The 23456-nt window shown below is 41.2% G+C and carries 26 protein-coding genes; 23 read left to right on the plus strand and 3 right to left on the minus strand.

Features of this window, described 5'->3' with window-relative positions; translation table 11 throughout:
- Positions 1–19: 19 nt before the first annotated feature.
- The 5 genes from FPZ45_RS06790 (at position 20) to FPZ45_RS06810 (ending at position 4711) form a co-directional block, all read left to right on the plus strand.
- Entirely contained in the window at positions 20–595 is a 576-nt protein-coding gene (locus tag FPZ45_RS06790; protein ID WP_144699739.1) for a dihydrofolate reductase family protein, read from the plus strand.
- A gap of 103 nt (positions 596–698) precedes the next feature.
- Entirely contained in the window at positions 699–1259 is a 561-nt protein-coding gene (locus tag FPZ45_RS06795) for a helix-turn-helix domain-containing protein (protein ID WP_144699741.1), read from the plus strand.
- 217 nt (positions 1260–1476) lie between these two features.
- The gene (locus FPZ45_RS06800) at positions 1477–2709 is read left to right on the plus strand and encodes a CynX/NimT family MFS transporter (RefSeq protein ID WP_144699743.1); all 1233 of its coding nucleotides are present in this window, start codon (positions 1477–1479) and stop codon (positions 2707–2709) included.
- Between the two features lie 548 nt (positions 2710–3257).
- Entirely contained in the window at positions 3258–4178 is a 921-nt protein-coding gene (locus FPZ45_RS06805; protein WP_144699745.1) for a tyrosine-type recombinase/integrase, read from the plus strand.
- Between the two features lie 275 nt (positions 4179–4453).
- Positions 4454–4711 carry a hypothetical protein gene (locus FPZ45_RS06810; RefSeq protein ID WP_144699747.1) on the plus strand — a complete coding sequence of 86 codons (258 nt, stop codon included), beginning with the start codon at positions 4454–4456 and terminating at the stop codon, positions 4709–4711.
- A gap of 141 nt (positions 4712–4852) precedes the next feature.
- On the opposite strand, the gene FPZ45_RS06815 is transcribed toward FPZ45_RS06810, so the two are convergent.
- On the minus strand, positions 4853–5734 hold the full coding sequence (locus tag FPZ45_RS06815) for a DMT family transporter (protein ID WP_144699749.1): 882 nt from the start codon (positions 5732–5734) through the stop codon (positions 4853–4855).
- Between the two features lie 150 nt (positions 5735–5884).
- Here FPZ45_RS06815 and FPZ45_RS06820 point away from each other — a divergent pair, with 150 nt between their 5' ends.
- From FPZ45_RS06820 to FPZ45_RS06880, 12 genes are all read left to right on the plus strand, one after another.
- A complete protein-coding gene (locus FPZ45_RS06820) occupies positions 5885–6766 on the plus strand; it encodes an AraC family transcriptional regulator (protein ID WP_144699751.1) in 882 nt (293 codons plus the stop codon).
- Between the two features lie 710 nt (positions 6767–7476).
- Positions 7477–8229 carry a phosphotransferase gene (locus FPZ45_RS06825; protein WP_144699753.1) on the plus strand — a complete coding sequence of 251 codons (753 nt, stop codon included), beginning with the start codon at positions 7477–7479 and terminating at the stop codon, positions 8227–8229.
- Between the two features lie 487 nt (positions 8230–8716).
- Positions 8717–9280: a DUF6973 domain-containing protein gene (locus FPZ45_RS06830; protein WP_144699755.1), complete on the plus strand. Its 564-nt coding sequence runs from the start codon at positions 8717–8719 to the stop codon at positions 9278–9280.
- 1096 nt (positions 9281–10376) lie between these two features.
- Positions 10377–10895: a DUF3231 family protein gene (locus FPZ45_RS06835; protein ID WP_144699757.1), complete on the plus strand. Its 519-nt coding sequence runs from the start codon at positions 10377–10379 to the stop codon at positions 10893–10895.
- 189 nt (positions 10896–11084) lie between these two features.
- The gene (locus tag FPZ45_RS06840; RefSeq protein WP_144699759.1) at positions 11085–11297 is read left to right on the plus strand and encodes a DUF378 domain-containing protein; all 213 of its coding nucleotides are present in this window, start codon (positions 11085–11087) and stop codon (positions 11295–11297) included.
- Positions 11298–11734: 437 nt separating this feature from the next.
- Positions 11735–12511, plus strand: a complete 777-nt coding sequence (locus FPZ45_RS06850; RefSeq protein WP_144699763.1) for a hypothetical protein — start codon at positions 11735–11737, stop codon at positions 12509–12511.
- A gap of 222 nt (positions 12512–12733) precedes the next feature.
- Positions 12734–13690: an NAD-dependent epimerase/dehydratase family protein gene (locus FPZ45_RS06855; protein WP_144699765.1), complete on the plus strand. Its 957-nt coding sequence runs from the start codon at positions 12734–12736 to the stop codon at positions 13688–13690.
- A complete protein-coding gene (locus FPZ45_RS06860) occupies positions 13671–14297 on the plus strand; it encodes a DUF1796 family putative cysteine peptidase (protein ID WP_144699767.1) in 627 nt (208 codons plus the stop codon). The genes FPZ45_RS06855 and FPZ45_RS06860 overlap by 20 nt, the downstream gene beginning before the upstream one ends.
- An 18-nt stretch (positions 14298–14315) precedes the next feature.
- Complete coding sequence (locus FPZ45_RS06865) at positions 14316–15317, plus strand: SDR family NAD(P)-dependent oxidoreductase (RefSeq protein ID WP_144699769.1); 1002 nt, start codon at positions 14316–14318, stop codon at positions 15315–15317.
- 15 nt (positions 15318–15332) lie between these two features.
- Positions 15333–16568: a glycosyltransferase family 4 protein gene (locus tag FPZ45_RS06870; RefSeq protein WP_144699771.1), complete on the plus strand. Its 1236-nt coding sequence runs from the start codon at positions 15333–15335 to the stop codon at positions 16566–16568.
- Positions 16561–17040 (plus strand): hypothetical protein, encoded by a 480-nt coding sequence (locus FPZ45_RS06875; protein ID WP_144699773.1) that lies wholly within the window; start codon positions 16561–16563, stop codon positions 17038–17040. The genes FPZ45_RS06870 and FPZ45_RS06875 overlap by 8 nt, the downstream gene beginning before the upstream one ends.
- Positions 17041–17367: 327 nt before the next feature.
- Complete coding sequence (locus tag FPZ45_RS06880) at positions 17368–18210, plus strand: polysaccharide deacetylase family protein (protein WP_144699775.1); 843 nt, start codon at positions 17368–17370, stop codon at positions 18208–18210.
- Between the two features lie 415 nt (positions 18211–18625).
- Here the strand turns inward: FPZ45_RS06880 and FPZ45_RS06885 are convergent, their stop codons facing one another.
- On the minus strand, positions 18626–18964 hold the full coding sequence (locus FPZ45_RS06885; RefSeq protein WP_144699777.1) for a helix-turn-helix domain-containing protein: 339 nt from the start codon (positions 18962–18964) through the stop codon (positions 18626–18628).
- A gap of 137 nt (positions 18965–19101) precedes the next feature.
- Here FPZ45_RS06885 and FPZ45_RS06890 point away from each other — a divergent pair, with 137 nt between their 5' ends.
- Positions 19102–19425, plus strand: a complete 324-nt coding sequence (locus FPZ45_RS06890; RefSeq protein ID WP_144699779.1) for a hypothetical protein — start codon at positions 19102–19104, stop codon at positions 19423–19425.
- A gap of 7 nt (positions 19426–19432) precedes the next feature.
- Here the strand turns inward: FPZ45_RS06890 and FPZ45_RS06895 are convergent, their stop codons facing one another.
- The gene (locus FPZ45_RS06895; protein WP_144699781.1) at positions 19433–19684 is read right to left on the minus strand and encodes a helix-turn-helix domain-containing protein; all 252 of its coding nucleotides are present in this window, start codon (positions 19682–19684) and stop codon (positions 19433–19435) included.
- A 155-nt stretch (positions 19685–19839) separates the two neighbouring features.
- Between FPZ45_RS06895 and FPZ45_RS06900 the strand changes: the two genes are divergently transcribed.
- From FPZ45_RS06900 to FPZ45_RS06920, 5 genes are all read left to right on the plus strand, one after another.
- On the plus strand, positions 19840–20505 hold the full coding sequence (locus FPZ45_RS06900; protein ID WP_144699783.1) for a TnsA endonuclease N-terminal domain-containing protein: 666 nt from the start codon (positions 19840–19842) through the stop codon (positions 20503–20505).
- A complete protein-coding gene (locus FPZ45_RS06905; protein ID WP_144699785.1) occupies positions 20502–20708 on the plus strand; it encodes a hypothetical protein in 207 nt (68 codons plus the stop codon). Before FPZ45_RS06900 ends, FPZ45_RS06905 begins: the two co-directional genes overlap by 4 nt.
- 153 nt (positions 20709–20861) lie before the next feature.
- The gene (locus FPZ45_RS06910; protein WP_144699787.1) at positions 20862–21416 is read left to right on the plus strand and encodes a hypothetical protein; all 555 of its coding nucleotides are present in this window, start codon (positions 20862–20864) and stop codon (positions 21414–21416) included.
- 71 nt (positions 21417–21487) lie between these two features.
- Positions 21488–22471, plus strand: coding sequence for a hypothetical protein (locus FPZ45_RS06915; protein ID WP_144699789.1), 984 nt, complete (start codon positions 21488–21490; stop codon positions 22469–22471).
- Positions 22472–22485: 14 nt separating this feature from the next.
- Positions 22486–23448, plus strand: coding sequence for an AAA family ATPase (locus tag FPZ45_RS06920; RefSeq protein ID WP_144699791.1), 963 nt, complete (start codon positions 22486–22488; stop codon positions 23446–23448).
- The last annotated feature ends 8 nt before the right edge of the window (positions 23449–23456 follow it).

Raw genomic sequence — 23456 nt, forward strand, 5'->3', positions numbered from 1 at the left:
AATCGGAGGAGAAACGAACATGAGAAAACTCGTTTTATTTCTGCACGCATCGCTTGACAGTTTTGTAGAAGGGCCGAACGGTGAAATGGATATTGGCTGGGTTTCCTACAATGCTGAATTGGAGAAACACGCGAAAGAAATTCTGAGTACTGCCGACACTGTCATTTGGGGACGTGGGACATATCAGATGATGCACAATTACTGGCCATCTGTGCCTTCGAACCCATCAGCTTCGCAGCATGAACGGAATCATGCAGAGTGGATCGAAAAGACATCCAAAATCGTTTTTTCCACAACGCTGGAGAAAGTCGAATGGAACAATTCCAGACTGGTGAAAGAAGATGTCGAGGAAGAGATCAAGAACCTCAAACAGCAGCCAGGCAAGGATATAGTCATCCTCGGCAGTCCCAGGTTCGCACACTACCTTATGCAGCTTGATTTAATAGATGAGTATAAAATTACGGTTTCTCCCGTCCTGATCGGCAGCGGGTTGCCGTTATTCCAAGGTCTCAAGGAGAAGATCAATCTTAAACTTATCGAAAACAAGACATTTGATTCCGGAGCCATAGGCCTCGTTTACCGGACGGTTAGATGAATTTTTTCATAGGAGTGTAGTCCACCATCAAATACTACTCATATGGAAAAGAATCTAGATAAATAATATACTAGCTATAACTGTTTTGTTGAGGAGAATATCAATGGATGAAATCGATGAATCAAAACAAATTGTATTACAAATCGGCGGTGCTTTGAAAAAGTACAGAAAAGAAAAAAGCATGAGCTTAGACGACTTATCGGAATTAACGGGCGTAAGCAAACTTACTCTGGGGAATATCGAACGTGGCGAGACAAATCCAACTTTGGCGATGATATGGAAAATTTCAAAAGGTATATCTTTACCGCTATTGGCTTTGTTCAAATCAGAAGACTCTGCTAGTTTGTATCGAGCAGGTGAAGGACTGCGGTTTTCTAATGATCAAAAAAATTGGATCATTGAACCAGTCTTTAAAAGTAACGATATTGAAATGTGTCGGGCTTACTTACAGCCAAATAGCTCGTATCAGCCTGAAGGTCATCATGTGAATACAACTGAAATTGCGACAGTCATGACTGGTTCCATTGAAATTCAAGTCAATGGAGAGATTTACACTTTGAATCAATATGATACGATCAGTTTTCGTGCAGATTGTCCTCATTCTTATACCAATCATACGGATAGCGAAACAGTGCTCCATATATCCTTAAAGTACGATTTCTAAAGTCGAAAATTCCACTTATTAAATACAACTCTGAATTCCATGACGGGAATTTCAGAGTTGTATTTTTGTTTTTAGATGAACGAAAGTATATTATAAAGTGCTTATTGATAATAATTATATACTATAATATACTTTATTTATTCGCGCGGATGTATCGATTTTTTTCAATCAGCAGGAAGCAAATAATACGTAAGACTTCAGGAAGGAGAAATTAAGAATGCCGAACAAACAAAAAAATAAAGCCGTACCATCCTCTATAGGGCTGATCATTCTCGGCATTATTGTTATTGCAGCTAATTTACGTACTCCCTTAACATCAGTCAGTCCTTTAGTGAGTCAAATAAGGGATGACGTTCATATTTCAAATACATTAGCAGGCCTGATCACAACGGTACCCTTGCTTGCATTTGCTTTATTATCGCCTCTAGTACCAAAATTAGGACAAAGGTATGGGGTTGAACGAATCATAATGATCGCCTTACTCTTTCTGACTGTAGGTATTGTAATACGTTCTTTATCTGGCGCAGCTAATCTGTTTATTGGGACAGCAATTCTTGGATTTGCAATTGCCGTATGTAATGTATTATTGCCAAGTATAATCAAAAGGGATTTCCCAAATAAAATTGGCTCCATGACAGGTGTTTACTCCATTTCAATGAGTTTATGTGGAGCAATCGCATCGGGAATCAGTGTGCCTCTAGCTGTGAATGCAGGTCTAAAATGGCAGGGAGCATTGGGAATTTGGGGGATTCTAAGCTTTGTATCGATCCTCTGTTGGTTACCCCAATTAAGAAATCAAACGAAGCAAACAACCACGACGAGTCAACAAATGGCCAGCAACGATGTAAATGTTTGGCAATCCCTCATTGCCTGGCAAGTAACCTTGTTTATGGGTATACAGTCCATGGTATTCTATGTGCTGATCGCATGGTTGCCTGAAATTTTAAAGCAACAAGGAATTGATCCAAACCAATCAGGATGGTACCTCTCGATCATGCAGTTAGTTATGCTTCCATTTGCCTTTATTGTCCCCGTTATTGCTGGGCGCATGTCTAGCCAACGGTTGCTAGTGGTCATTACAACCATTTTGCTTTTGACGGGAACAATTGGACTTCTTTACGGAAGCTCCAATATGATTCTGTTGTGGATCATCATGCTCGGAATTGGTGGAGGCTTCGCCTTTAGTTTGTCCATGATGTTTTTCGGGTTACGTACTGAAAATGCGCATCAAGCAGCGAAACTGTCTGGCATGGCGCAATCGATTGGATATCTTTTTGCCGCAGTCGGTCCTGCTCTTATAGGATATCTGCATGATGCGACAAATAGTTGGAACCTGCCACTTTTCATTCTGCTTGGCGCTGCGGTCTTGCTCTTTTTAGTCGGTATAGGAGCAGCAAAAAACCGTTTTGTAGGTAGCCGATATAGTTACGAGCTGCCACGGAAAGGATGATAAATATTTTTGACAAAATTATGGTGACCATTGATAAAGCTGAAATAACGAACAAACTCCTCGATGCCCATTGAAATAGCCCGATACCGAAATGGAGAAAGCGAGTTTGGAACAGCTGCAACAAGCCAAATCTAAATTAAAATCTGCGGGGATTAACCCGGAAACAGTTCATCTTAAGAGAGATCCTGCACATCTTATGGATGATGTAAACCATTTCTTGTACGACGGAATAAGAATATGCGCTAAGGCATTGCGGCGGTTTTGAAATAAAATTCAAAGCCGCCGCTTTTCTCTACTTGCGCCGCGATCGATGCTATCGGTACGAATCCCAGAAACAAGAAGAACTTAATACGATCTGCGTCACAGCCTAGCAATTCATGCTATAATAAGTGCGCAAAACACGTATTTTGCGCACTTTCGCTTGTAATCGATCGAAAAAGCAAGCCATGCTACTTATCCTCGTTAAATTTGATAAGATTCAAAATGTATTCTGGAAGAATATTGCACCTAGAAATGAGAGACAACGATGAATGACTTGAGGGATTACATTGCCTAGAAATGACCTTATAAGCGAGTCCTATTCTCAGCCGCTTGAAGCTTTTAAGATCTGGATGAAGCAATCCGGCTATACGGAGACAACGAAGAAAGAATATTTGCGAGAAGTCGTTGACTATTTAATCTCGTTAAATGAAATGCCGGTGCAGCAAGCGGGAAAAATGAACGTCGTAGCGTTCTTAGTATGCAAACAAGATACGGCAGGGGACAAAACAAGAAATCGTACGTTGTCCGCAATCCGATCGTTCTACACGGCATTAATCGATTTCGAACTTGCAACCAAAAATCCCGCAATGGAAGTAAAAAAGTCAAAAACGGATAGAAATAGAGTTCCCGTATATTTGGAAGAAGATGATCTGGAGAAGGCGCTTTCTTATGTGAAGGGACGTTATCGCGACCGAAATATAGCTATTTTTCTATTGATGAGTTATTGCGGTCTGCGTGTAGGCGAGGTTCATCGCCTAAATCTGTCGAATTTCAAGAACTCCAGAGGCATACTGGAGGTACTCGGTAAGGGGAGAAAATGGAACGAGATTCCGCTGCCCGAGCTGCTCATAAAGCATTTAACGCAGGTAGAAAGCTACAGGATCCAACCCTATAGCAATCGTGAGGACGCTCTATTCGTTTCACAGAAGGGAAGAAGGCTGTCAATTCGGCAAATCCAGAACATCGCTACGCAAGTCTTTATTGCTTTGAAAGAGGATAATCCACACTTGGCCGATCTGAAGCTATCTTGCCATAAGCTCAGACATTCTTTTGCAACGATGTTGTTAAAGAATAACGTCGACATTCGGGTCGTTAAGGAGCTTCTTGGTCATGCGTCGATTGAAACAACGATGATTTATACTCATATTAATGATGAGCAGAAACGTGGAGCAATGACGACTATCAAGATTCCGGAATTGATGTGCTGAGTACTGAGCGGGGCGTTCATCTAACGGACGATGGAGTATCTGCTCTATCCGAAACAGATGGTCATCTAAGTATTGTTAAATTGGTAGAAGCGGACTATCCAATCATTACATTTTAATGAAAGCCCCAGGAATACAAAAGCAATTGTAGATAAAATTGAGTATTGGACAAACTATGGTTTTTTTTCAAAAGTACCTATTAGGATACTCCGAAGAATTGCACTTAGGAACAAGAGTACATTAGTTTAACTATTGAATAAGTAAGGTGGACAGGGACAATGAATGATACATTTGTTTGGGGGATATTTGTAGCAGATAGTTCAAAGCCATTCCCTAATTTCTTTCCAGTTGCACTATATACATCACGAGCATTAGCTATTAGTCAAATTGAAGCCATGCCACGAGATAATAATTATCAGCTACTTCGGATGCCGATAAATAAAGACTTTTCTTATTTCCATAAAAAGAGTGGAAAGTTAGTTGGAATGGATGCTATTCACCACGAACATTTTCATTATAAGGACGAGTCAAATTAATCATTAAGTTAACGAGGAAAGATACATAAACGGCTGCTGTGAGCAGCCGTTATTACGTTAACGGGAGGTTAGTATGGTGATAGAAACAGAAGGCAGCCAATTATCAGGTTGCCTTCTGTTTATTAATATGTGTAAGAGTATTCATTTAGACTTAGCTCCAAAATAAACTCCCATTCCCACTATTGTTAATAATCCTCCAATGATTTGAGAAGCAGCGACAGCTTCTCCCAAGATAAAGTATGCAAGGATTATTGCAAGCACAGGCTCTCCGATAACGCCAACAGAAACAGTAGTTGCACCGATTGATTTTAGCAACAGATTAAATATAAAATGTCCAAATATAGTTGGAATTAAGGCAAGTAATAAGAAGTACATCCAGTCAGACGAACCATAATCTGTAAAAGAAGAATTGTTCATTAGGCTGTATATCAGCATGACGCTACCACCAATGAAAAAAACAATAACGCTGTATACATTAGCTGGTATTTTATGGCTCACTTTTTGTCCTGCTAGCATATAAGCAGCAATCGAGACAGTCCCCAATAATGAAAGTCCATCCCCGATCAGTGCTTCTCTTGAGACACCTATATCTCCCCAAGCTATTATGATAGAACCGAATACGGCAGTTATCATGCTTACTACCATTAGTTTGTTTACTCGTTCCTTGAAAATAAAATAGGATCCAATCATTACGAACAGCGGTTGTAGAGTTAAAATAACCATCGAACTTGCTACCGATGTGTAAGATAAAGATTCCATCCAAAATAAAAAATGTAATCCAAGAAAAAATCCGGCCGATAAAATAAGGCTCCAGTCACACTTTGTTAATCTTGTAAATCTAAGTTTTTTCCAAGACACAAAAGGAAGCATGATTAATACAGTTATATATAATCTATACATTCCTGCAACGGACGGAGGAGTATGTGATGATTTAATCATAATTGATGATATGGCAATAGCAAGAACACTGATAATTAGCAAGATATACGGATTGACTACCACATTTGATTTATTTAATTTCATGGGTAATTCCTTCTTTTATGTTTAGTTTCTATGCAGACTGTATTATTGAACACCTAACAGGATATAATAATATCATCTTTATTTATTTAATTCTGTAAGAATATCTCTTAAAGATATAGTTATATCGTCATGTTTGAAAGGGGGATATATTTGGTTAATAAACTACACGAGATTAATCATTATCCCGATACTTCTTTTCCTTATGCTATGTATACCGTAACCTCTTTAAACTGTATCCCAGAGGGTAGAGGCTTTAATGAATTACACTGGCATGAAGAACTCCAGTTTACTTTGGTAACCGAAGGAAAGATTGTTATGCAAGTCAATGGTGTAACTCATGAGCTAGAAGCTGGACATGCAATTTTTATAAATAAGGGAGTATTACACGTATCTAAGCAAGTTACTAAAAATAGTGAATATGTAAGCTTTAATTTTCCGGAGAAATTACTTTCTTTTTATTCAGACAGTCATATGGAAAAAAATTATGTACTTCCTTATACTAACTCTTTATTTTTATCACTAATAATAAGACCTGAGACAGAATGGCAAAGTACTATGTTGGGGATCCTCTTGAGTTTAAAGGATAAGTTCAACGTTAAAAAATACTGGGGCTGGGAATACGAGGTTTCTATTATGACCGTTCAGTTATGGTTGACCATGATAAGAAATAATTCCTTGGCTACCGTGGAATCGCCCAAACACATAAAACAGCAGCAAGAACGAATTCAATTGATGATTAGTTATATCCATCAGAACTATGTTTATAACCTATCTCTACAAGAAATAGCTGATGCTGCACATCTTAGTGTTTCTGAGTGCACTCGAAGTTTTAAGAAAACACTTCATACGACTCCTTATGACTATTTAATTAAATATCGAATCAAAAAAAGTGCCGAGTTATTAAACGCTACTGAATTCACAATAACCGAAGTAGCCAGTAGAGTGGGTTTCAATCATGTTAATCACTTCATTCAGTCTTTTAAAAAACACTATAATAGGACACCTAAAGAATATCGGCGTTTAAAGAAATGATCGAACAACGTTTAGCCATGCAGTACTAATGTAGTTCTTTAAGCTCCCTCGGTACAATGCAGTTTTCTCACGAATGCTCGCTTATTCGCAAGATCTCACCATGGTATAAATCGCAATCTGGACAGAAGAGGCTTTTTGCCATCAAATTCGGTAACCAAAGCGCATGCGGGAACAGAAGGGGCGATTTTTCGCTCCTTTTTACTGCTCTGCTGCAAGAGAGAAAGTAATATTTTAGGGAAATAGGGAGAGGTTTGTAAGGTTCATTACGCTGTATTGTGGCTGGGAGGATGCTGATAGCCCAGCAACTTGTAAACAACTACTCCTTAAATAACAACAATTGTCGGGGGACAAGAACATACATTCATTATACTCTGCGCCATGCGCGGAGTTTTTGTTTTAACGATGCAAGTTCTTGTCTTTTCTTCAAGACAAGAACTTGCATCGTTTCTCGACTTAGGACAAGAACTTGCATTGAATTCCGCAGAAGTGCTGTCGGATGTCATGAATGTGTACCGATTCAAGCCCGCGTAAATCACGGGTTTTTCTTTTTATCGGTATATATTCTTGACAAAAAACCGTGTCAAGAATATATACCGATTGCCGCTTGATGCCAAGAATATGTACCGATTCCCGATATTTCATTAAGCTAACGGGCAGTTATCGTAACTTCCAGGGAATATAAACATCTAAATAACGTGAGGAACGAGCGAATGGGCTGGGGCTGGGACAATACGGTTTTTCTCATCGGTGACGAGTACGTGTTCCGGTTTCCAAGAAGAACGATTGCAGTTGGCTCGATTCGTATGGAAGGGAGGCTGCTGCCGAAGCTGGAGGAATATATGACCATCCCCTATCCGAAACCGTTGTTTTATGGCGAAGCAAGTGACGAATACCCGGCACCATTTCTTGGCTATGCCTACGTGCCAGGAGATTTCCCCATCGGTTTGACGGAAGAACGCCGGGCTTTATCGGCAGAGACGCTGACGAAATTTTTGCGGGGATTGCATGAGTTTCCGGTGCAGGCGGCGCTGAAGTGCGGAGTTCAGCAAGATCATCGAAACTTGACGGACATAGCATCGCGCAAAGTCAAATTGGAGGGCTTTCAATCGAAGGTGGTTGAACACTTGTCGCCGGAGGAGTCCGGTGTGATTGAAGCGTATATTAGCAGGCTGCAAAAGGACCGTGTCTTGGCGGTGAATGCACTGCTACATGGCGATCTTCATTTCAAAAATATGCTTGTGAATGAGAACGGGATCGTTTCCGGCATCATTGATTGGGGCGATCTGAGCGTCGGACATCCGGCTTGCGATTTGAGTGTTGCTGGGCACTGTCGGATTAGGCTCATTATTTCGTTGCGGCTATGGCTATCGGCACCATTTTATCGTTTAAAAGCCGCGATAAGGTACGATCCGCCTTCTCTGATGCCGCTTTATGTTGAGGAATACGAAAATTCAACAGAGTAAGTCGTTGCGCTAACGGGGAACGATAGTTCAATAAAACAGCAGCAGTCTAGGACTTTATTTTCTAGTCCATGGCTGCTGCTGTTTCGTTTTTTGGGTCAGTCTAAAACTGACGGTTTTGTAATTCGAAAAACCGCGTGGGTTCAACACATCCAGTCTAATACTTTATTTTCTCAAGACATTTATTCATTAAACGACAATTAATGATTATTTGTCCTAGTTCTCGCGGACCTTTCCAATTAAAAATTAAAAATGTAATATACAGGTAACGAATATATTCGCAAAAGCGGATACTTTTTCACAATAATACGTCGGCCGACTATTATCCATTCTAATATTTTGGGAGGGATTTATTATGAAAAAAACATTTGGGTTGCAACACTTGCGTTAACGGCGATGCTTTTCGGTTCCACTGGTGCTATATGCTAATCCTGTAACAACACAAGTTGCTACCTCTATTCCTTCTCAAGAAGATTTAGAACAGTATGGCATGGCAGTTCATTTGCAGATGGTTGAGGAAGTAGAGCAAGGATTGATTACTACGGACGAACAAGCTTGGGCAAGAATGGCTGAATTGGCCGCACTAGATTTACCTGAACCTATTCAACCGTTTGCTGCGTATGTCGGTAGCTTCCTAACAACGGTAGGAGAGATGGCTGCTGCAATCTTGGCAGTTGGTCCAATTGACGCATACACCGCAAAATCTTGCGCAGACACAGCATTCGAAAAAGCAGGGACTTCAGGTTACACTGGAGTAGAGGATGGTAAACAAGACGCATTTAGACATGCCTATTGGAATGTATTAATGTCAAGAGATATCGGGACTAGCCAAGCAAAAAAAGTAGCTGATATTCATGAAGATTACAATCCGGGCACTGCACTTGCAAATGAAATGGACTTATGGAATAATTCGGTAGGTAGAAATATTTGGAGTGCCTATCCGTCCAGTTCTGATGATTCAAATAATGCCCTTGTCACTGAAACTAAAAGCAAGTTAAATGCTGGGTTAATGAAATACATTAAGAATGGGGCTATAGTTTGGACAAATGCTTAAAAAAATTGTAGTAACATTGGTGCTATTACTTACTTACTTATTTGCTTCTTGGATGGTTGATGTTACTAGCGGTACAATCGTTATGAATGCTTCTGGCCGTTCTTACAATATTGAATATCATTTGTTTTACAACAAATATATTTTTTATAGTGAAAACAACGGCGAAAGCAATACCGATATAAACCTCAAACTAGAAAGAATATTTTTGCTCTGTACGAGTGTTGTCTTCTTAGCTTTTAACCTAATGAAAAGATTAAAGCAATCAAAGTAATAAATCTGCACCTCCTAATGCAACACTGGAGGTGCAGATTTATTTGTACAGTGGACACCCCAGCAACTCAACTTAGGTTTGCAAATAATATTTACAAAGTGGATAATTGTGGTATTAGATATAAGAGGCCAATGATGTGGTTTGTGGTGCGTGCGAATGTGAGACTACTGGAAGACATCATCTGTCGGATGTCAAGAATATGTACTGATTCCAACCCGCGTAAATCGTGGGTTTTTCTTTTTATCGGTATACATTCTTGACAAAATTTTGTGTCAAGAATGTATACCGATTGCCGCTTGATGCCAAGAATGTGTACCGATTCCCAAATCTCAACAGGTTAGGATATAGTCAGGTGTGTCGTATGACACAAAGTCACCTACATAGATCATTTAATCAAGGCTTGATTAGCCCTGCTTTCATGTTGCCTTTCTTTTGTAGAATCCAGTCGGAATGAAGAAGGGTTCGAACAGATAGTGGAGTCAAGAACATTGTCCCATTGCCGACTGTGCAACGTAAGGTCATAGTGCGTCGGTGTATTTTAAGTTGCCCACCAATTGGAAGCACATTATTAAGAATGGGAAAGGTGACTGAACTAACGGAGAACGATATCACAAAGACATAAGGCTACTGACATTACCGGCAGCCTATTCAGCAAGAGGGCAGCATGGTTTATTCCCACTCCAAATTCTTGGTTCGCATTTCCCGAATTTTCCGCCAAGTGCTTCTGACTTCATCTGGTTGAATAAGTAATCGTGCATCATGGGATAAGGGGTTGAATGATGGACAAAATACGTTAGATTCTACAACTAAGGGGGCAACTTTTTCGTGGGAATTCTAAGCGGTAACCCAAAAGATGAACCAATGCATTTCGGTGAAGTATCCAGTGTATGGACAGCTTCTACTACAGCTAAAGCAGCAATTTCTTTTTATCAAGCATATTTAAACCATACCGGTGACAAGGACCTAAGGAATTTAATTGAAGACTACATTGATCAAGCAAAACAAGAAGTAAAGGAACTGGATGAGATACTTAATGCGAATGGTATCGCTCCTGCTCCAATAATGGCTGACAGACCTAAAGCCAATCTCGAAGATATTCCTGCGGGTGCTCGTTTAGCCGATCTGGAAATTGCTACCGCGATATCTGCAGACACAGCCGTGGGTCTTGTTGCTTGCACTCAAGCAATGGCCATGTGTATACGTGAAGATATTGGAGCATTATTTGCAAAATATGCTGCCGCCAAAACGGTGCTTGGTGGTAAGACCCTTAAAATGCTTAAGGATAAAGGTTGGCTAGTTCCGCCTCCATTACTTGTCAAGAGACCAGAAACTGTTACAGTTTAACGAACGGTCATCGGGTCGATTAAATCTTATAACTCGCTTAGCCTAATGCTAGCGGGTTATTCGAATTGTTAGTCTGCACCACAAATCACCTCGAATTGCGTGACGTAATTAAGCCTTCCTAGGTATGGCTATCGGAAAAGAGACGCATATTATCAATTGTAGGATAATGACCACAAAGGGTGGTGAAATATGGGTAAAGTTGCATTGGCGCTAGTGGTTGTCGGGGCACTGAATTGGCTCCTCGTTGGTTTGTTTGAATGGGACCTAGTCACCGCATTGTTCGGAGGCGATTTTCATCGTGAATCCTCATGGTTAAGCCGCATCGTTTATATTTTGGTCGGAATTAGTGGGTTGTATTGTATCAGATATTTATTTACGGATGATGCACACGCAAGAACGTAAACAACGCTAGCAGTTGATCACTTTTTATAAGATTCCGCGTCGTCGCGGAATTTTTTTTGGACTTTAGGGCTCTCCGGGCAACGATCCTTTGCTTCAGCCCCATTGTTAGATGAAGACTTAATTCTTCGTGAGACAAGAGGGACTTGGAGCTATTTGTGCATCCAATAGTTGGCCCTCATATCCCCGTCGGTGAAGATATATCTACATATCGGATTTCACCGGCTGGAGTTGAACTTAAGAAATTTGAACATCTTAAAGGTCCAAATAAGACTGATTTTCCCCTAAACTACCAAGATCTCTTGAGGTAACGGGGAATGATACTTGAACGGCTACTGCGGAGCAGCCGTTATTTCGTTAACGAGCAGGTTAACATGGAAAAGTATCCAGAATTGAAGGCAGTACATACGTACCCGTAGATGTGGATAAAGTAACCATGGGTGATGAAAATGCACATAAAAAGGTTGATTTTATTTCTTACGGTGTTTACAGGTCTCTTTTTCTCCGATGAAAATGCAGAGGCTCATGACAAATCTGATGTTACAGCAAAATTTGCACAAGCTGTTTGGAAGAACGATAAAATTTTAGCCCAAACGTGTTTGGCTAATGGAGTCAAACTACCTGAAATTAGAGAAAATAGTCCGAAAAAGAGTTATCAATTAGTCAGATCGCCAATGAATCATGTAATGGTTATGTTGGCGAATTTCTGGGATGAAGAACTAGGCGGTGAACGACTCGCACTTATTTGGGAACTGACGGTTGAAGACAATAAAATCACAAGAATAAGAACGGTTTTTGATGGTGCGAATCCTTTAATGGACGAATTAAGGCTTATCAAAGATTATCAAAATTTGTATCAACGAGAAGTATTAATGCCATCAGAATTTCCGTTCAAAATTACCCATTTTAGTGGACATATTGAATATGAACATGAGCGATTGGTATTGCGATACCGAAACGAGTATATTAACAGTTTTCTTCAGATACACATCAAACCTGTAACTTTGGGGTTGGAGAGGTATCAAGGAAAAAACAATCAACTTCATACATTAAAAGATGGAACAAAAGTTCTATATAGATCAAAGTTCGACTTAGGTTATGAAATAAGATTTCATAAAGAAGGAATGCACTACACTGTGGCAATCGGTAATAAGAAATACTTGAAGAAAAAATTTACAGTTAACGATTTAATTAAAATTGCGGATTCCATGAAATGAATTGATTAAACTAACGGGTATGATAGAGTGAGTTGCCATGAAGGCAGCTCCTTTTTTTTGTTCATTATAGTATTGAATAATAATATTTTTCCTACTATAAGTCCTCACAGTCGCACTAAGAAAAGAGGCGATAGAAACTCGCCCTTTTTAATATGTTAAGGCATATATCGGATGCTGATAGCTAGAGTGCAACATACGATACCAAAAAACAGGAGAGTGACAATGAAAGCTATCGTAACAGGAGGAGCCGGTTTCATCGGTTCCCATCTTGTCGATCACCTCGTGACCCTCGGCATTCAGGTTTTGGTGCTCGACAACATGGCGTCTGGACATCTGCGTCATCTTCACCCGCTTGCTTCGATTCAGTATGTAGATATCGGCAGTAATGAAGCGATGCAGCATATTGTGGGGTACAAGCCTAATGTCGTCTTTCATTTGGCAGCCCAGACGGACGTTCAAAAATCGTTAGTCGATCCGCAATACGATGCGGACGTCAATATTGGCGGAACGATTAACGTTCTCGAAGCTTGCCGGAAAGCCAACGTCCGTAAAATGATTTTCGCCTCGTCTTCGGCGGTGTATGGAAACGTCCTTAAGAGGAAGGTTTCAGAAAAAGAGAAAATCGCGCCGATCTCCTACTACGGTTCATCGAAAGCGGCCTCCGAAGCTTACATTCGGCTCTATCATCAGCTCTATGGCATTCCTTATACCATATTACGATTCAGTAACGTTTTCGGGCCTAGGCAAACAGCTAAAGGGGAAGGAGGGGTAATCGCCGTTTTTTTGAAACACATCCACGAAAATAAGACGCTGTTCGTACACGGCGACGGGAACCAAACAAGAGATTTCATTTATGTGAAGGACGTCGTTCGGGCCCTTATGGCTGCCATTGTGAGGGGCGACCAGGAAATCTACCACGTAAGCACGTCAAGAAAAACGTCGATCAATCAATTGGTTGCCATGCTGACCCGGATTCACGGCGGCTCGCTCGAGATCCTCCATACGACTTCGAACATAGGTGACATCAAACATAGTTGTTTGAGTAATCGGAAAATATCCCGCCAGCTATTGTGGCAGCCAAGCGTCGAACTGACTGCCGGATTGAGCGACACATACGCTTTTACAAAGAGAGAATTTGATAGCCAAGGAGGTGTGAGCGTTGAAGCTTCAAGAGATTAAAGGAACATATGACACGATCTACAGTTTAGGGGATCTTTGTCTTGCTTCCATTCAATTGAAACAGAATAAACTTAGACCTTTCTCCGGGGTACTGGACTGGATGGCTTCTCCCCAACTGCACGACGTGAATCGCCTGTTGAGGTATCGGTTTGAGGAGTTTATGAATCCTTCCAATTTAAGAATTATCGGTTATGCAGGCGAAGATAAAATATGCGTGGCGGACGACTTTTACAATATGGTATCCAATCACGATTTCGATGTCGGGAATAACTCCTTGACCCTATTGAGCGGATACCCGGAAGTGAAGGAAAAATTCGATCGGCGAATCAGACGCTTTCTGCATAAGGCCGCCACCAGCAAAAAAATGCTGTTCGTGCGCACCGAAGGCGATCTGGAGGATGCAGCCGAGCTTCAAGACGTGCTGTACGATTTAGTTCGATACGATTTTCGGGTACTGATCGTGAACCATACGAATGTCGACAGGCTGGTGGAGGATAACTGGCCATTGAAAAGAGTATGTTCCGTCCAGTTGCCGGCTGCTAACAAATGGACCGACAACAATCACCTTTGGACTAGGTTGCTTCAAGGCGTTCATACCAGAGACTAAACATCAGGAGGGGACGGAATGTTCCAGGACTCAGTCATCATGGTTACAGGCGGTACAGGTTCATGGGGTCAGGAGCTTGTCAAACAATTGTTGCTCCAGAACCCCAAAGAAATCATCGTATTCTCGCGCAACGAATCCAGTCAGGTGAAGATGAGAAGAGAAATGACGGATTCGAGGATTAACTTCTGCATCGGCGACATACGGGATCGGGACGCCGTAGTCGCTGCTTGCGAAGGCGTCGACTATATCTTCCATCTAGCGGCTCTTAAGCACGTTCCGATCTGCGAAGAACAACCGTACGAAGCCTTAAAAACGAACGTGATCGGAACGCAAAACATCATAGAAGCCGCGATTGAAAAAGGGGTTAAGAAGGTCGTGAACATCTCCACGGACAAAGCGGCCGACCCCGTCAATTTCTACGGCATGACGAAAGCCATTGGGGAAAAGCTGATCGTCTATGCAAATATGCTAAAAGCAAACACGCGGTTCATCAATGTAAGAGGCGGCAATATTCTCGGATCCAGCGGCAGCGTTCTGAACCTATTTATCGATCAATTAAACAACAAGCGTCAAATCAGCATTACCGATAAGGGTATGATTCGGTATTTCATGACTCCTCGAATGGCGACTGAACTGTTGTTGACGGCAGCCAATGAAGGTAAAGGCGGAGAAATATTCGTTTTACTGATGCCATCTTGCCGAATCATGGATATGGCCGAAGTCCTGATCGAAGCGAAAGGCGGGAAGGACGCCGAGATTAACGTCATCGGCAGCAGACCCGGAGAAAAACTCCGCGAAGCGCTTCTGTCGCCGTACGAAGCACGTCATGCAGTACTCTTAAACGAGCGTTACTTGGTTGTGCTCCCGACGAAAGAGATACCGGAGTTAAGTCGGCATTACGCTTCTGTTGCCCGAGCGCAACCGGAAGCCTTATTTGCCGACGAGCAGCTAATGACCAAATCCGAGATTAAACAGATGTTGACAGAAGGCGGTTTTCTGAACGAATACCCGAGGGAATAACAAGGAGTTGAAAATATGAAAATATTGCTTGCAACCTATTGGTACGTCCCTCATTTGGGAGGCGTATGGTCGGTTATGCTGCAGCTCGGAGAAAAACTTCGATCTCTCGGGCATGAGGTGGATTATCTTGGATACGGCGACGAGGCTGGTAGTTTCGTCTACATCGTCAATAAAAATCAACGAATTCAGACGAATAAGCTTCTTCCGATGCTACAAACGATGCTTAACGAATCGCTTTACCCCGCCATCCATAAAAACGCCCTCGTCAAATATACGGAATTTCGTCGTTATGCCTATGAGCTGGCAGTCGCGTATCTCGGGTTGGAATCATACGACGTGATTCATACGCAAGACGTCATATCCACCGCTTGCATCAACCGAATCAGGCCTGCGCGAACCGCTCTCGTCGCCACCCTTCACGGATGCGTCGCTCACGATATCCGGCTTCAACTCAAAACGATCCATAAGTCTCCGACATCGCAGTTAGCACGGGAATATTTCGACCGATTGGAACATACCGGCGCTTCTTCGGCGGAAGTCACGATCGTGGCTAACGATTGGATGAGGAAGAACTTAACGGATGATTTTCATGTCGACGAGAATAAAATCAAAAAATATCATTACGGATACGATATTCATACGTTCTTGCAAAGGATGGCGGAGAAGCCCACGATGAAGCGTCCTGAAGGCAAAAAAGTCATCCTGTATGCGGGTCGTATCGTACAGCTAAAAGGCTTGGATGTTCTGATAGAAGCGCTGGGGAAATTGAAGAAAAAGCGCGATAAATGGGTTTGCTGGATTATCGGGGAAGGGAATCGAAAAACGGATCTGCGTATTCAAGCAAAATTGCTGGGATTGCAAGACGATGTCGTGTTCATGGACAAAAGGGATGATATCCCGAGCCTATTGACACAAGTTGATATATTCGTGCAGCCTAGCCTGATAGAAAACCAGTCTTTAGCCGTTATCGAAGCCCAGCTCGCGGCAAAGGCGATTATTGCGAGCGATGCCGGGGGATTGCCAGAAATGATCAAAGATGGAGTAACCGGCTTGCTGGTGCCCGTAGGAAACGCGGATAAGCTGTACAGGGGCTTGGAGAGGCTGTTGTCGGATCGATTACTTCGAAATAAACTGGGGGATAATGCCAAGCATTGGGCGATGTCCCATTGGTCTCTCGACAAGCTGACGAACAACATCATCGGTACGTATAAAAGCGCCATTGAAGAGAGGAGAAGCAACGCAAATGCCTAACCCGCTCAAATGGAGAATTAAACTTGGCGCATCGGCGACTCGTCTGTTTCGGTACATCCGGAGGAGGCTAGTCGCCCTGAAACTTGTTATCCAAACACCTCCCGAGACAGATCATTCCATGATGGCGAGCGAATCGGCCGCCGGCGTGAACATTCCTGGAAAATGGAAAGAGAATAACGAGAAGAACGCTCCGTTGCATGATAGCAGGTTAATACTCAAAACATACTCCGATATGCCGGGTATCTCATTCTATGATCTAAGAGTATGGAGGAAAGTGACCGAATCATTGCCCGACGATTATGTACTTCCGAATCCGGAATCTATGCGTATGTTGTTGCCGATGACGGCGGATTTCTACCGCAGCCTTTTCTTGATATCCTCCGCACGCCCGGATTTGATCGTTGACGATCACATATGGAAACGAATCAAAGCGGCTCTTCCTTCTAATTATAAAATCCCAGATTCGTTTTAATGGTTTTTGAAAGAGGATACCACAGTCAAGTCACCCTTTTATGCGTTATTCGTAGAACAGGCTGCCAGTTACAAGTAGCGGTAGCCTGTTTTTTTTTCATCCTTTAGGACTGTTTTACCGAACACAACCGTTGGCACATAGATACGTCCAATTTGGACATAATCTAACTGGTAATCTTCACGAAAGGCGGATGAATGGTTTGTTTATGGATGTTAGGCCGAAGCAGCCGAAAAAATGCATGAATTGTATTTGGGGAATTTGGAACGGATCAAAGCAATATTGTCCTAAAACCACATGCATTAAACTTCCTGCAGTAAGAGACAACTGATGAAGAAGGAGATCGGAGAGGGGATCTTCAAACTTGTTTTACGATGTTTGTTCCTTGCATTCGGTACGTTGCATTTAGCCGCATGGTGCGCGGCTTCAGCCGGGACTACAACCTTTCATGATAACAGTGAAGCCATTATAGGAAGGGTAAGCACGGATGAAAAAGTCGTTGCATTAACATTTGACGACGGCCCCGGTACGAAATATACGCCACGAATTTTGGATTTATTAAGTCAATATCAAGCAAAAGCAACCTTTTTTGTTGTGGGATGGCGCGTAGAAAATTACCCTGACTTAATTCTCCGTGAAGACTCGGACGGTCACGAATTGGGTAATCATACGTTTACCCACTTCAATTATCGAAAAATGTCTACAGAACAGTTGATTGAGGAAATTAATAAAACGCAAGAGGCTATTTTTCGCGTGACCGGAAAGCGGCCGATATTTTTTAGGCCACCCGGAGGTTATCTCAGTACCTCGGTTAAAGCAGCGGCGATGAAGGAACATCTCCGTATTGTCAATTGGTCATGGGATCAGGAAACTCGAGATTGGAGTAAGCCTGGAGTGCAAAACATTGTTAACAAAGTACTCAAGAATGTACATCCCGGAGATATCATTTTGTTTCACGACCAGTCTAGAGGAACTTTTCAGACTGTACAAGCTCTAAAAGAGATTTTGCCTGGACTTATGGAAAAAGGGTACCGTTGCGTTACCGTTTCCGAACTGCTTACATACGAAAAAAATCGCCAAAATCGTTCTGATATGAAATGGGGAACGATCGATGGAGAACGGACTATGAACTATCTGGTTGTAGTCCGTTTGTTGTTTCGAAGCAACCTTTAATGGAGGTTGTTTCAGATAAATAATTCATTTAATTATAACTTTATTTTCTTTAAATCACTTGTCTTAAGAGCAATGAACTTAAATCACCAGGCTTATTGGTTTTGAAGAGCAATGAGATCAATAGATGACATTTGTCTTTACGGTAAACGATTGTAATTACCACCTCATTCAATTAGGCCAGATGAAGGAATTTATCAAGCACAAAAGCTAAAATAAGACACAGGTCGCCTATTTCCTAGGTTGCCTGTGTCTTTATTCTTTATTATTTATATTGAAACATGCAGTAATGCTGAGCTGGGTAAGGCAAACTATGATCATATTGATTGAAAAGCCATCCTTTCGAAATAGAATGGATCGAAAAGTCCGTTTATTGTTTCATGAAAAAACTAGAAGCAGCCTTCAACGGAGGCTGCTTCTAGTTAAACAATTCATCTAGTAATAAGTTAACTTTCTTTAAATCACTTGTCTTTAGAGAAATAAGCTTATTTGTTAGCTCATCAATCAGAACAGACTTTTCACTATTCCCACTTTTTTTATATGAAGTGTACTGGAAGAAATCATAAATATGGACTTCAAGCGCATCGGCAATCTTTTGGAGGTTAAGAAGAGAAATGTTTTTTTCCCCACGTTCAACACCACCAATGTATGAAAAATGAAAGCCCGCTTTCTCACCAAGTTCTTCTTGTGAAAGGCCTGTTTGTTTTCTAATATCCCTTAATCTCTGGCCAACAGCACGTAGTACGTTTTTGTCCATTGATCCTACACCTCTTTTGTAGTGTAATCAATGGAGTTTTTATGATACATACATAGATAATGATCAAAATATGTATTGATTATTATATGTATCATTTTCTATAAATCTGACAATAATATTAGTAGGAGGGAGAGATTATGGAAGAACGTATTGTACTTTCAATGGCTCGAGTATCTGGAAATGGTTTACTTATTAATGGGAAAGTATATTCAAGTCCTTTAATGATGAAAGAAGCATGGTTTTCTAAAGCCAGAAAAGAAGGAGAGTGGTTGGTTCCGGTTCTAATCAACCTGGAAAGAACTGACGAAGTTATTGTCATTATTCTTGAAGTTGCCTTATCCATAACAAAACCTGTTGAATTTCAAGTCGAAATTCAGCAGGCATATTATAAAGCTCTTCAGAATTTAAAGGATCAGTTGTTTAAGATGACTAAGCGACGTAAAAAACCAAAGAAAAAATGATTTTTGCTTAATTGATTATCTTTTTTGCTCCTTGTCCCTGGGATTGTGCAGCCAGAAAATCTGTTATGCTCATATCCATATTTTCTGCAATTTCGTACAAAACGTGAATCTGTATTCGATGACGACCACGTTCAATATTTGATAAGGAAGCTCTTGAAATACTGAGTAAGTCTCCAAGCTGTTCTTGTGTGATCTTGTTTGCTTTTCTGGCTGATCTGATACTTATCCCGATTTGAACATATAGATCCTCGTTATTCATTTTTATCCCCTCCCAAGAGATATCCTTACCATTATTTCCAACTCTCTATCAATCTATAAGCAATCGCTAAGAAGTTAAGAGATACATATTTTTCATTTGATAATGTTTATAAACTTAGAATATGGAAATAAGTTTCAATTAGGGTGATTATTTCGATGGATATAAGATACGAACCAATCGTCATGCCTCGAAGTAAAAAGTATGGGAACAATTATTGGTCAGCAAAAGGGCCCAAAGTCGGAATGCGGGAAGTCGTCCTTTACAGCGATTTAGAATTCGATCATTGGCTCCTAGTTGAAACAAATCCACACGTCAAAATCTATTGTGAGCAACCGCTCGAAATTAGTTTTGTGTGGGAAGAGAAACTGCACAGCAGTATCTTCGATATGTGGATCTGCTATGAAGACAACTCCCAGTATTTCATCGAAGTGAAATATGAATCTGAACTTCAACCTCATCACAGAAATATTCAAAGAACAACGAGGCAAATAAACGCACAATCTCAATGGTGTCAAGAAAATGGATTTGGATATTCCGTTATTACGGATAAAACGATACGCAACAGTTTCATTAACTTAGAAAATCGCTTAAAAGTCTTATCGGAAATAAGGGGGAGGGAGAGGCCTTTCTTCCTTGACAAAGTACTTAAGCAAATTACGAAAAAGAAACAAACCATCGAAACTCTATTTGTAAACCATTTTCACGACATGTCAGTATCTGATGTATTAAGAGCTTGTTTCTGGCTGTTTTATGAAGGGAAAATAGAATCCAATATCAATAATGTGATCTGGAGTACCCAATCGGAGGTGAATCGGATTTGAGCCGATTAAAAGTGATTGCAAATTCTTCATTGTTGCCTGATCAAGTAAACCTTGAGATCTGGCCTTCGGTAGATGAAATGTCTCTCTCAGAAGCCCAGAGAGAAACCTACATAAAACGAAAAGAAGCCGTCTTAATGTATTCTCTAGGGCGAATGACTCAGAAGGATATCCAAGACCAAACCGGTATTACCAGTCGTAATTAATACCGACTAATTCAACGTTGTTTAACATTAGACGAGCACGGTATCCCATATGGATTTCGAGCATTGATCCCCAATAAAACCATTAAAACGTACCAGCTTAATGTTCTTAATAACAAGAAGAACACTGATCGAAAATCCGGAGAATTCAATCAGTTGCTGGAGAAATATCCGGAGATTAAAAACATGATATCGGATCTTTACTTTGGCAGAAATCGTCGTTCATTAGAACCGATTATGAGGCCTTTACACATACATAAAAAGTTTATTGAAGCATGCCGGGCAAAAAACATTCCACTAAATGAATATCCGTTTAACACTGAAAGACTAGGAATTAGAGCGCTCTACCGTTATTTGGAGAAATTATCAAAGCAACACTTTGGGAGATCTGCAACGCGTTATGGACACGATGCGGAACAAAAAGCTTGGAATAGTGGGATAGGGCAGCAAAATCGCCCCGCAACGATTACACCACTCCAAAAGGTCCAATTCGATGCTCATCGTATCGATGCCATTTTCGGCGTCAAATTGTTGACGCCAGAAGGTGATGAAGTACTTAGGATACTAGAGCGATTCTGGATATTAACGGTTATTGACGTCGCCACACGAAATGTTCTTGGATATTCGGTAAGCCTAAATAAGGAATACAACGCTAGTGATGTCATGATTTGTATTCGAAATTGTGTGATCCCACATCAAAAAAAGTGCTGACTATCGATGGGTTACATTATCAGAGTCCTGGGGGCTATCCATCAGAGAAGTTTCCGGAGCTTGAGTGGGCAGTGTGGGATGTTATTTGTTTCGATAATGCGATGTCTCATACAGCGAATATGGTGAAAGATCGATTGAGTAATCTGCTTCACTGCTCATTAAATTTTGGACCAGTGGACATGCCAATGAGAAGAAGTTTAATCGAAAGGTTTTTTCAAAGCCTGGAAGAGAGCGGGTTCCATCGACTACCGAACACCACCGGTAGCGGGCCAAAAGATCCACGTAGAAATGAACCTGAACAAAGAGCGATTAACTATCAGATCACTTATGAACATTTACTCGAATTGGTTGATGTTTTGATTTCGAACTATAACGGCACACCACATGGCGGCATCTATAATCAGCGCCCGCTTGAGTTATTACAAAAGCGTATGGAAAAGGGAATGACCCCACGAAAACTAGATAAGATTAAACAATCGGAGATGCTATTTATGCAAACGGCAATGAAACGAACCATCAGAGGGTCAATCGCCTCCGGAAAACGCCCCTATATTCAATATGAAGGAGTGGAGTACCGCAATGAACGATTAGCGAACTCGGCTCACCTCATTGGTACAGAGGTAACTTTACACGTAAATGTAGACGATATTCGTGTAATTAAAGCCTTTCTTCCAGATGGCAGTGAGCTAGGATATCTTTCAGCTGCAGGTAAATGGTCATTAACTTCACATACCCTTCAGATAAGGCAGGCAATCAATAAATTGGTGACACGAAGATTGTTGCATTTTACATACTGGGACGACCCGATCTTTATTTACACAGAGTTTCTATTGAGTCAAGCGAAAATCGGTAAGAAACGAGACGTCAATAAGGTCAAGAATGTTCAAGAAGTCGCTCGGAAGAAAACTAACAAAAAAGAACAAGACACAGATCCGGAATTGATGGTTAGAAACGAAGCTCTTGAACGGGCCAGAACTCAAGTGAAAGTTGCGAAAGATATTAAGTCTGATGACTATGATGAGATCTTAAAGGATCTTAAAACCATTACGTATTAGCAAGGAGTATTGACATGAATAGACCCAATGTTACCCCGGGGACACATCCGATCGAACAAGGACACTATATTGTTCCTACCAGGGAGGTCCTTCGACTAATGGAAAGCATGATAAAAATCGTTGCTAACCGAATGCCTGGAATGATTGTTTACGGTCGTCCTCGAATCGGAAAGAGTAAGGCAGTTGAATACGCGCTTAACTATTTGCCCAATAAACTGGGGGCACCGATCCCAATTTTTATTACAAACAGCAATTTGTATCGTGTTCCAAGCGAAGAAAAATTCTTCAAGGACATCTTGAATGATTTCCATCTACCGGACCCGATTAAACGTAAGCCGACTGAGTTACGTAGACAAATTGTGAATCTTTTAATGGAACACGGAGAGAAGTCTAGACTTAGACGAGTCATTCTGATTATTGATGAGGCTCACCGGCTAACCGAATATCACTATAACTGGTTGATGGACATTTATAATGAACTCGACCGCATGAAAATAAGTATGACTGTAATTTGTATTGGCCAACCAGAATTACTTTCGCGTCGAACCTACTTTCTAGAACAGAAAAAGGCACAAATTATCGGCCGGTTTATGACCCATGAACACGAATTCTTTGGAATCAGATCTAAAGATGATATCCGGTTTCTGTTTAAGTGTTATGACCAAGTATCAGAATATCCGGAGAATAGCGGCTGGAGCTACACTCGGTACTACTTTCAAGAAGCCTTTGAACAAGGAGACCGTCTTGAGAATAGTGCCACCGAGGTTTTTGAACTATTCAAGGAAATTCGCAAAGAACATGGGCTTTCTAATAGCATAGAAATTCCAATGGAGTACTTGGCCTACACCGTTGAGAACGCCTTCAAAACATATGGAGCAAATGGTGAAGCTGCTAATTGGCTTACAGTTAACCACTGGAGAGAAGCCATTAAATCTTCTGGATATATAGAATCAGAAATCTATATGGCCTTAGCGTGAGGAAGGAA

Source organism: Cohnella terricola (assembly GCF_007786475.1).
Classification (GTDB): domain Bacteria; phylum Bacillota; class Bacilli; order Paenibacillales; family Paenibacillaceae; genus Cohnella; species Cohnella terricola.

What these genes read in the sequence shown, in the direction of transcription:
- FPZ45_RS06870 (WP_144699771.1), top strand. Translation starts at nt 15,333, where the DNA reads ATGAAAATATTGCTTGCAACCTATTGGTACGTCCCTCATTTGGGAGGC.
- FPZ45_RS06920 (WP_144699791.1), top strand. Translation starts at nt 22,486, where the DNA reads ATGAATAGACCCAATGTTACCCCGGGGACACATCCGATCGAACAAGGA.
- FPZ45_RS06900 (WP_144699783.1), top strand. Translation starts at nt 19,840, where the DNA reads ATGGATATAAGATACGAACCAATCGTCATGCCTCGAAGTAAAAAGTAT.
- FPZ45_RS06840 (WP_144699759.1), top strand. Translation starts at nt 11,085, where the DNA reads ATGGGTAAAGTTGCATTGGCGCTAGTGGTTGTCGGGGCACTGAATTGG.
- FPZ45_RS06790 (WP_144699739.1), top strand. Translation starts at nt 20, where the DNA reads ATGAGAAAACTCGTTTTATTTCTGCACGCATCGCTTGACAGTTTTGTA.
- FPZ45_RS06890 (WP_144699779.1), top strand. Translation starts at nt 19,102, where the DNA reads ATGGAAGAACGTATTGTACTTTCAATGGCTCGAGTATCTGGAAATGGT.
- FPZ45_RS06885 (WP_144699777.1), bottom strand. Translation starts at nt 18,964, where the DNA reads ATGGACAAAAACGTACTACGTGCTGTTGGCCAGAGATTAAGGGATATT.
- FPZ45_RS06800 (WP_144699743.1), top strand. Translation starts at nt 1,477, where the DNA reads ATGCCGAACAAACAAAAAAATAAAGCCGTACCATCCTCTATAGGGCTG.
- FPZ45_RS06795 (WP_144699741.1), top strand. Translation starts at nt 699, where the DNA reads ATGGATGAAATCGATGAATCAAAACAAATTGTATTACAAATCGGCGGT.
- FPZ45_RS06895 (WP_144699781.1), bottom strand. Translation starts at nt 19,684, where the DNA reads ATGAATAACGAGGATCTATATGTTCAAATCGGGATAAGTATCAGATCA.
- FPZ45_RS06830 (WP_144699755.1), top strand. Translation starts at nt 8,717, where the DNA reads ATGGCAGTTCATTTGCAGATGGTTGAGGAAGTAGAGCAAGGATTGATT.
- FPZ45_RS06880 (WP_144699775.1), top strand. Translation starts at nt 17,368, where the DNA reads ATGAAGAAGGAGATCGGAGAGGGGATCTTCAAACTTGTTTTACGATGT.
- FPZ45_RS06825 (WP_144699753.1), top strand. Translation starts at nt 7,477, where the DNA reads ATGGGCTGGGGCTGGGACAATACGGTTTTTCTCATCGGTGACGAGTAC.
- FPZ45_RS06810 (WP_144699747.1), top strand. Translation starts at nt 4,454, where the DNA reads ATGAATGATACATTTGTTTGGGGGATATTTGTAGCAGATAGTTCAAAG.
- FPZ45_RS06865 (WP_144699769.1), top strand. Translation starts at nt 14,316, where the DNA reads ATGTTCCAGGACTCAGTCATCATGGTTACAGGCGGTACAGGTTCATGG.
- FPZ45_RS06875 (WP_144699773.1), top strand. Translation starts at nt 16,561, where the DNA reads ATGCCTAACCCGCTCAAATGGAGAATTAAACTTGGCGCATCGGCGACT.
- FPZ45_RS06815 (WP_144699749.1), bottom strand. Translation starts at nt 5,734, where the DNA reads ATGAAATTAAATAAATCAAATGTGGTAGTCAATCCGTATATCTTGCTA.
- FPZ45_RS06855 (WP_144699765.1), top strand. Translation starts at nt 12,734, where the DNA reads ATGAAAGCTATCGTAACAGGAGGAGCCGGTTTCATCGGTTCCCATCTT.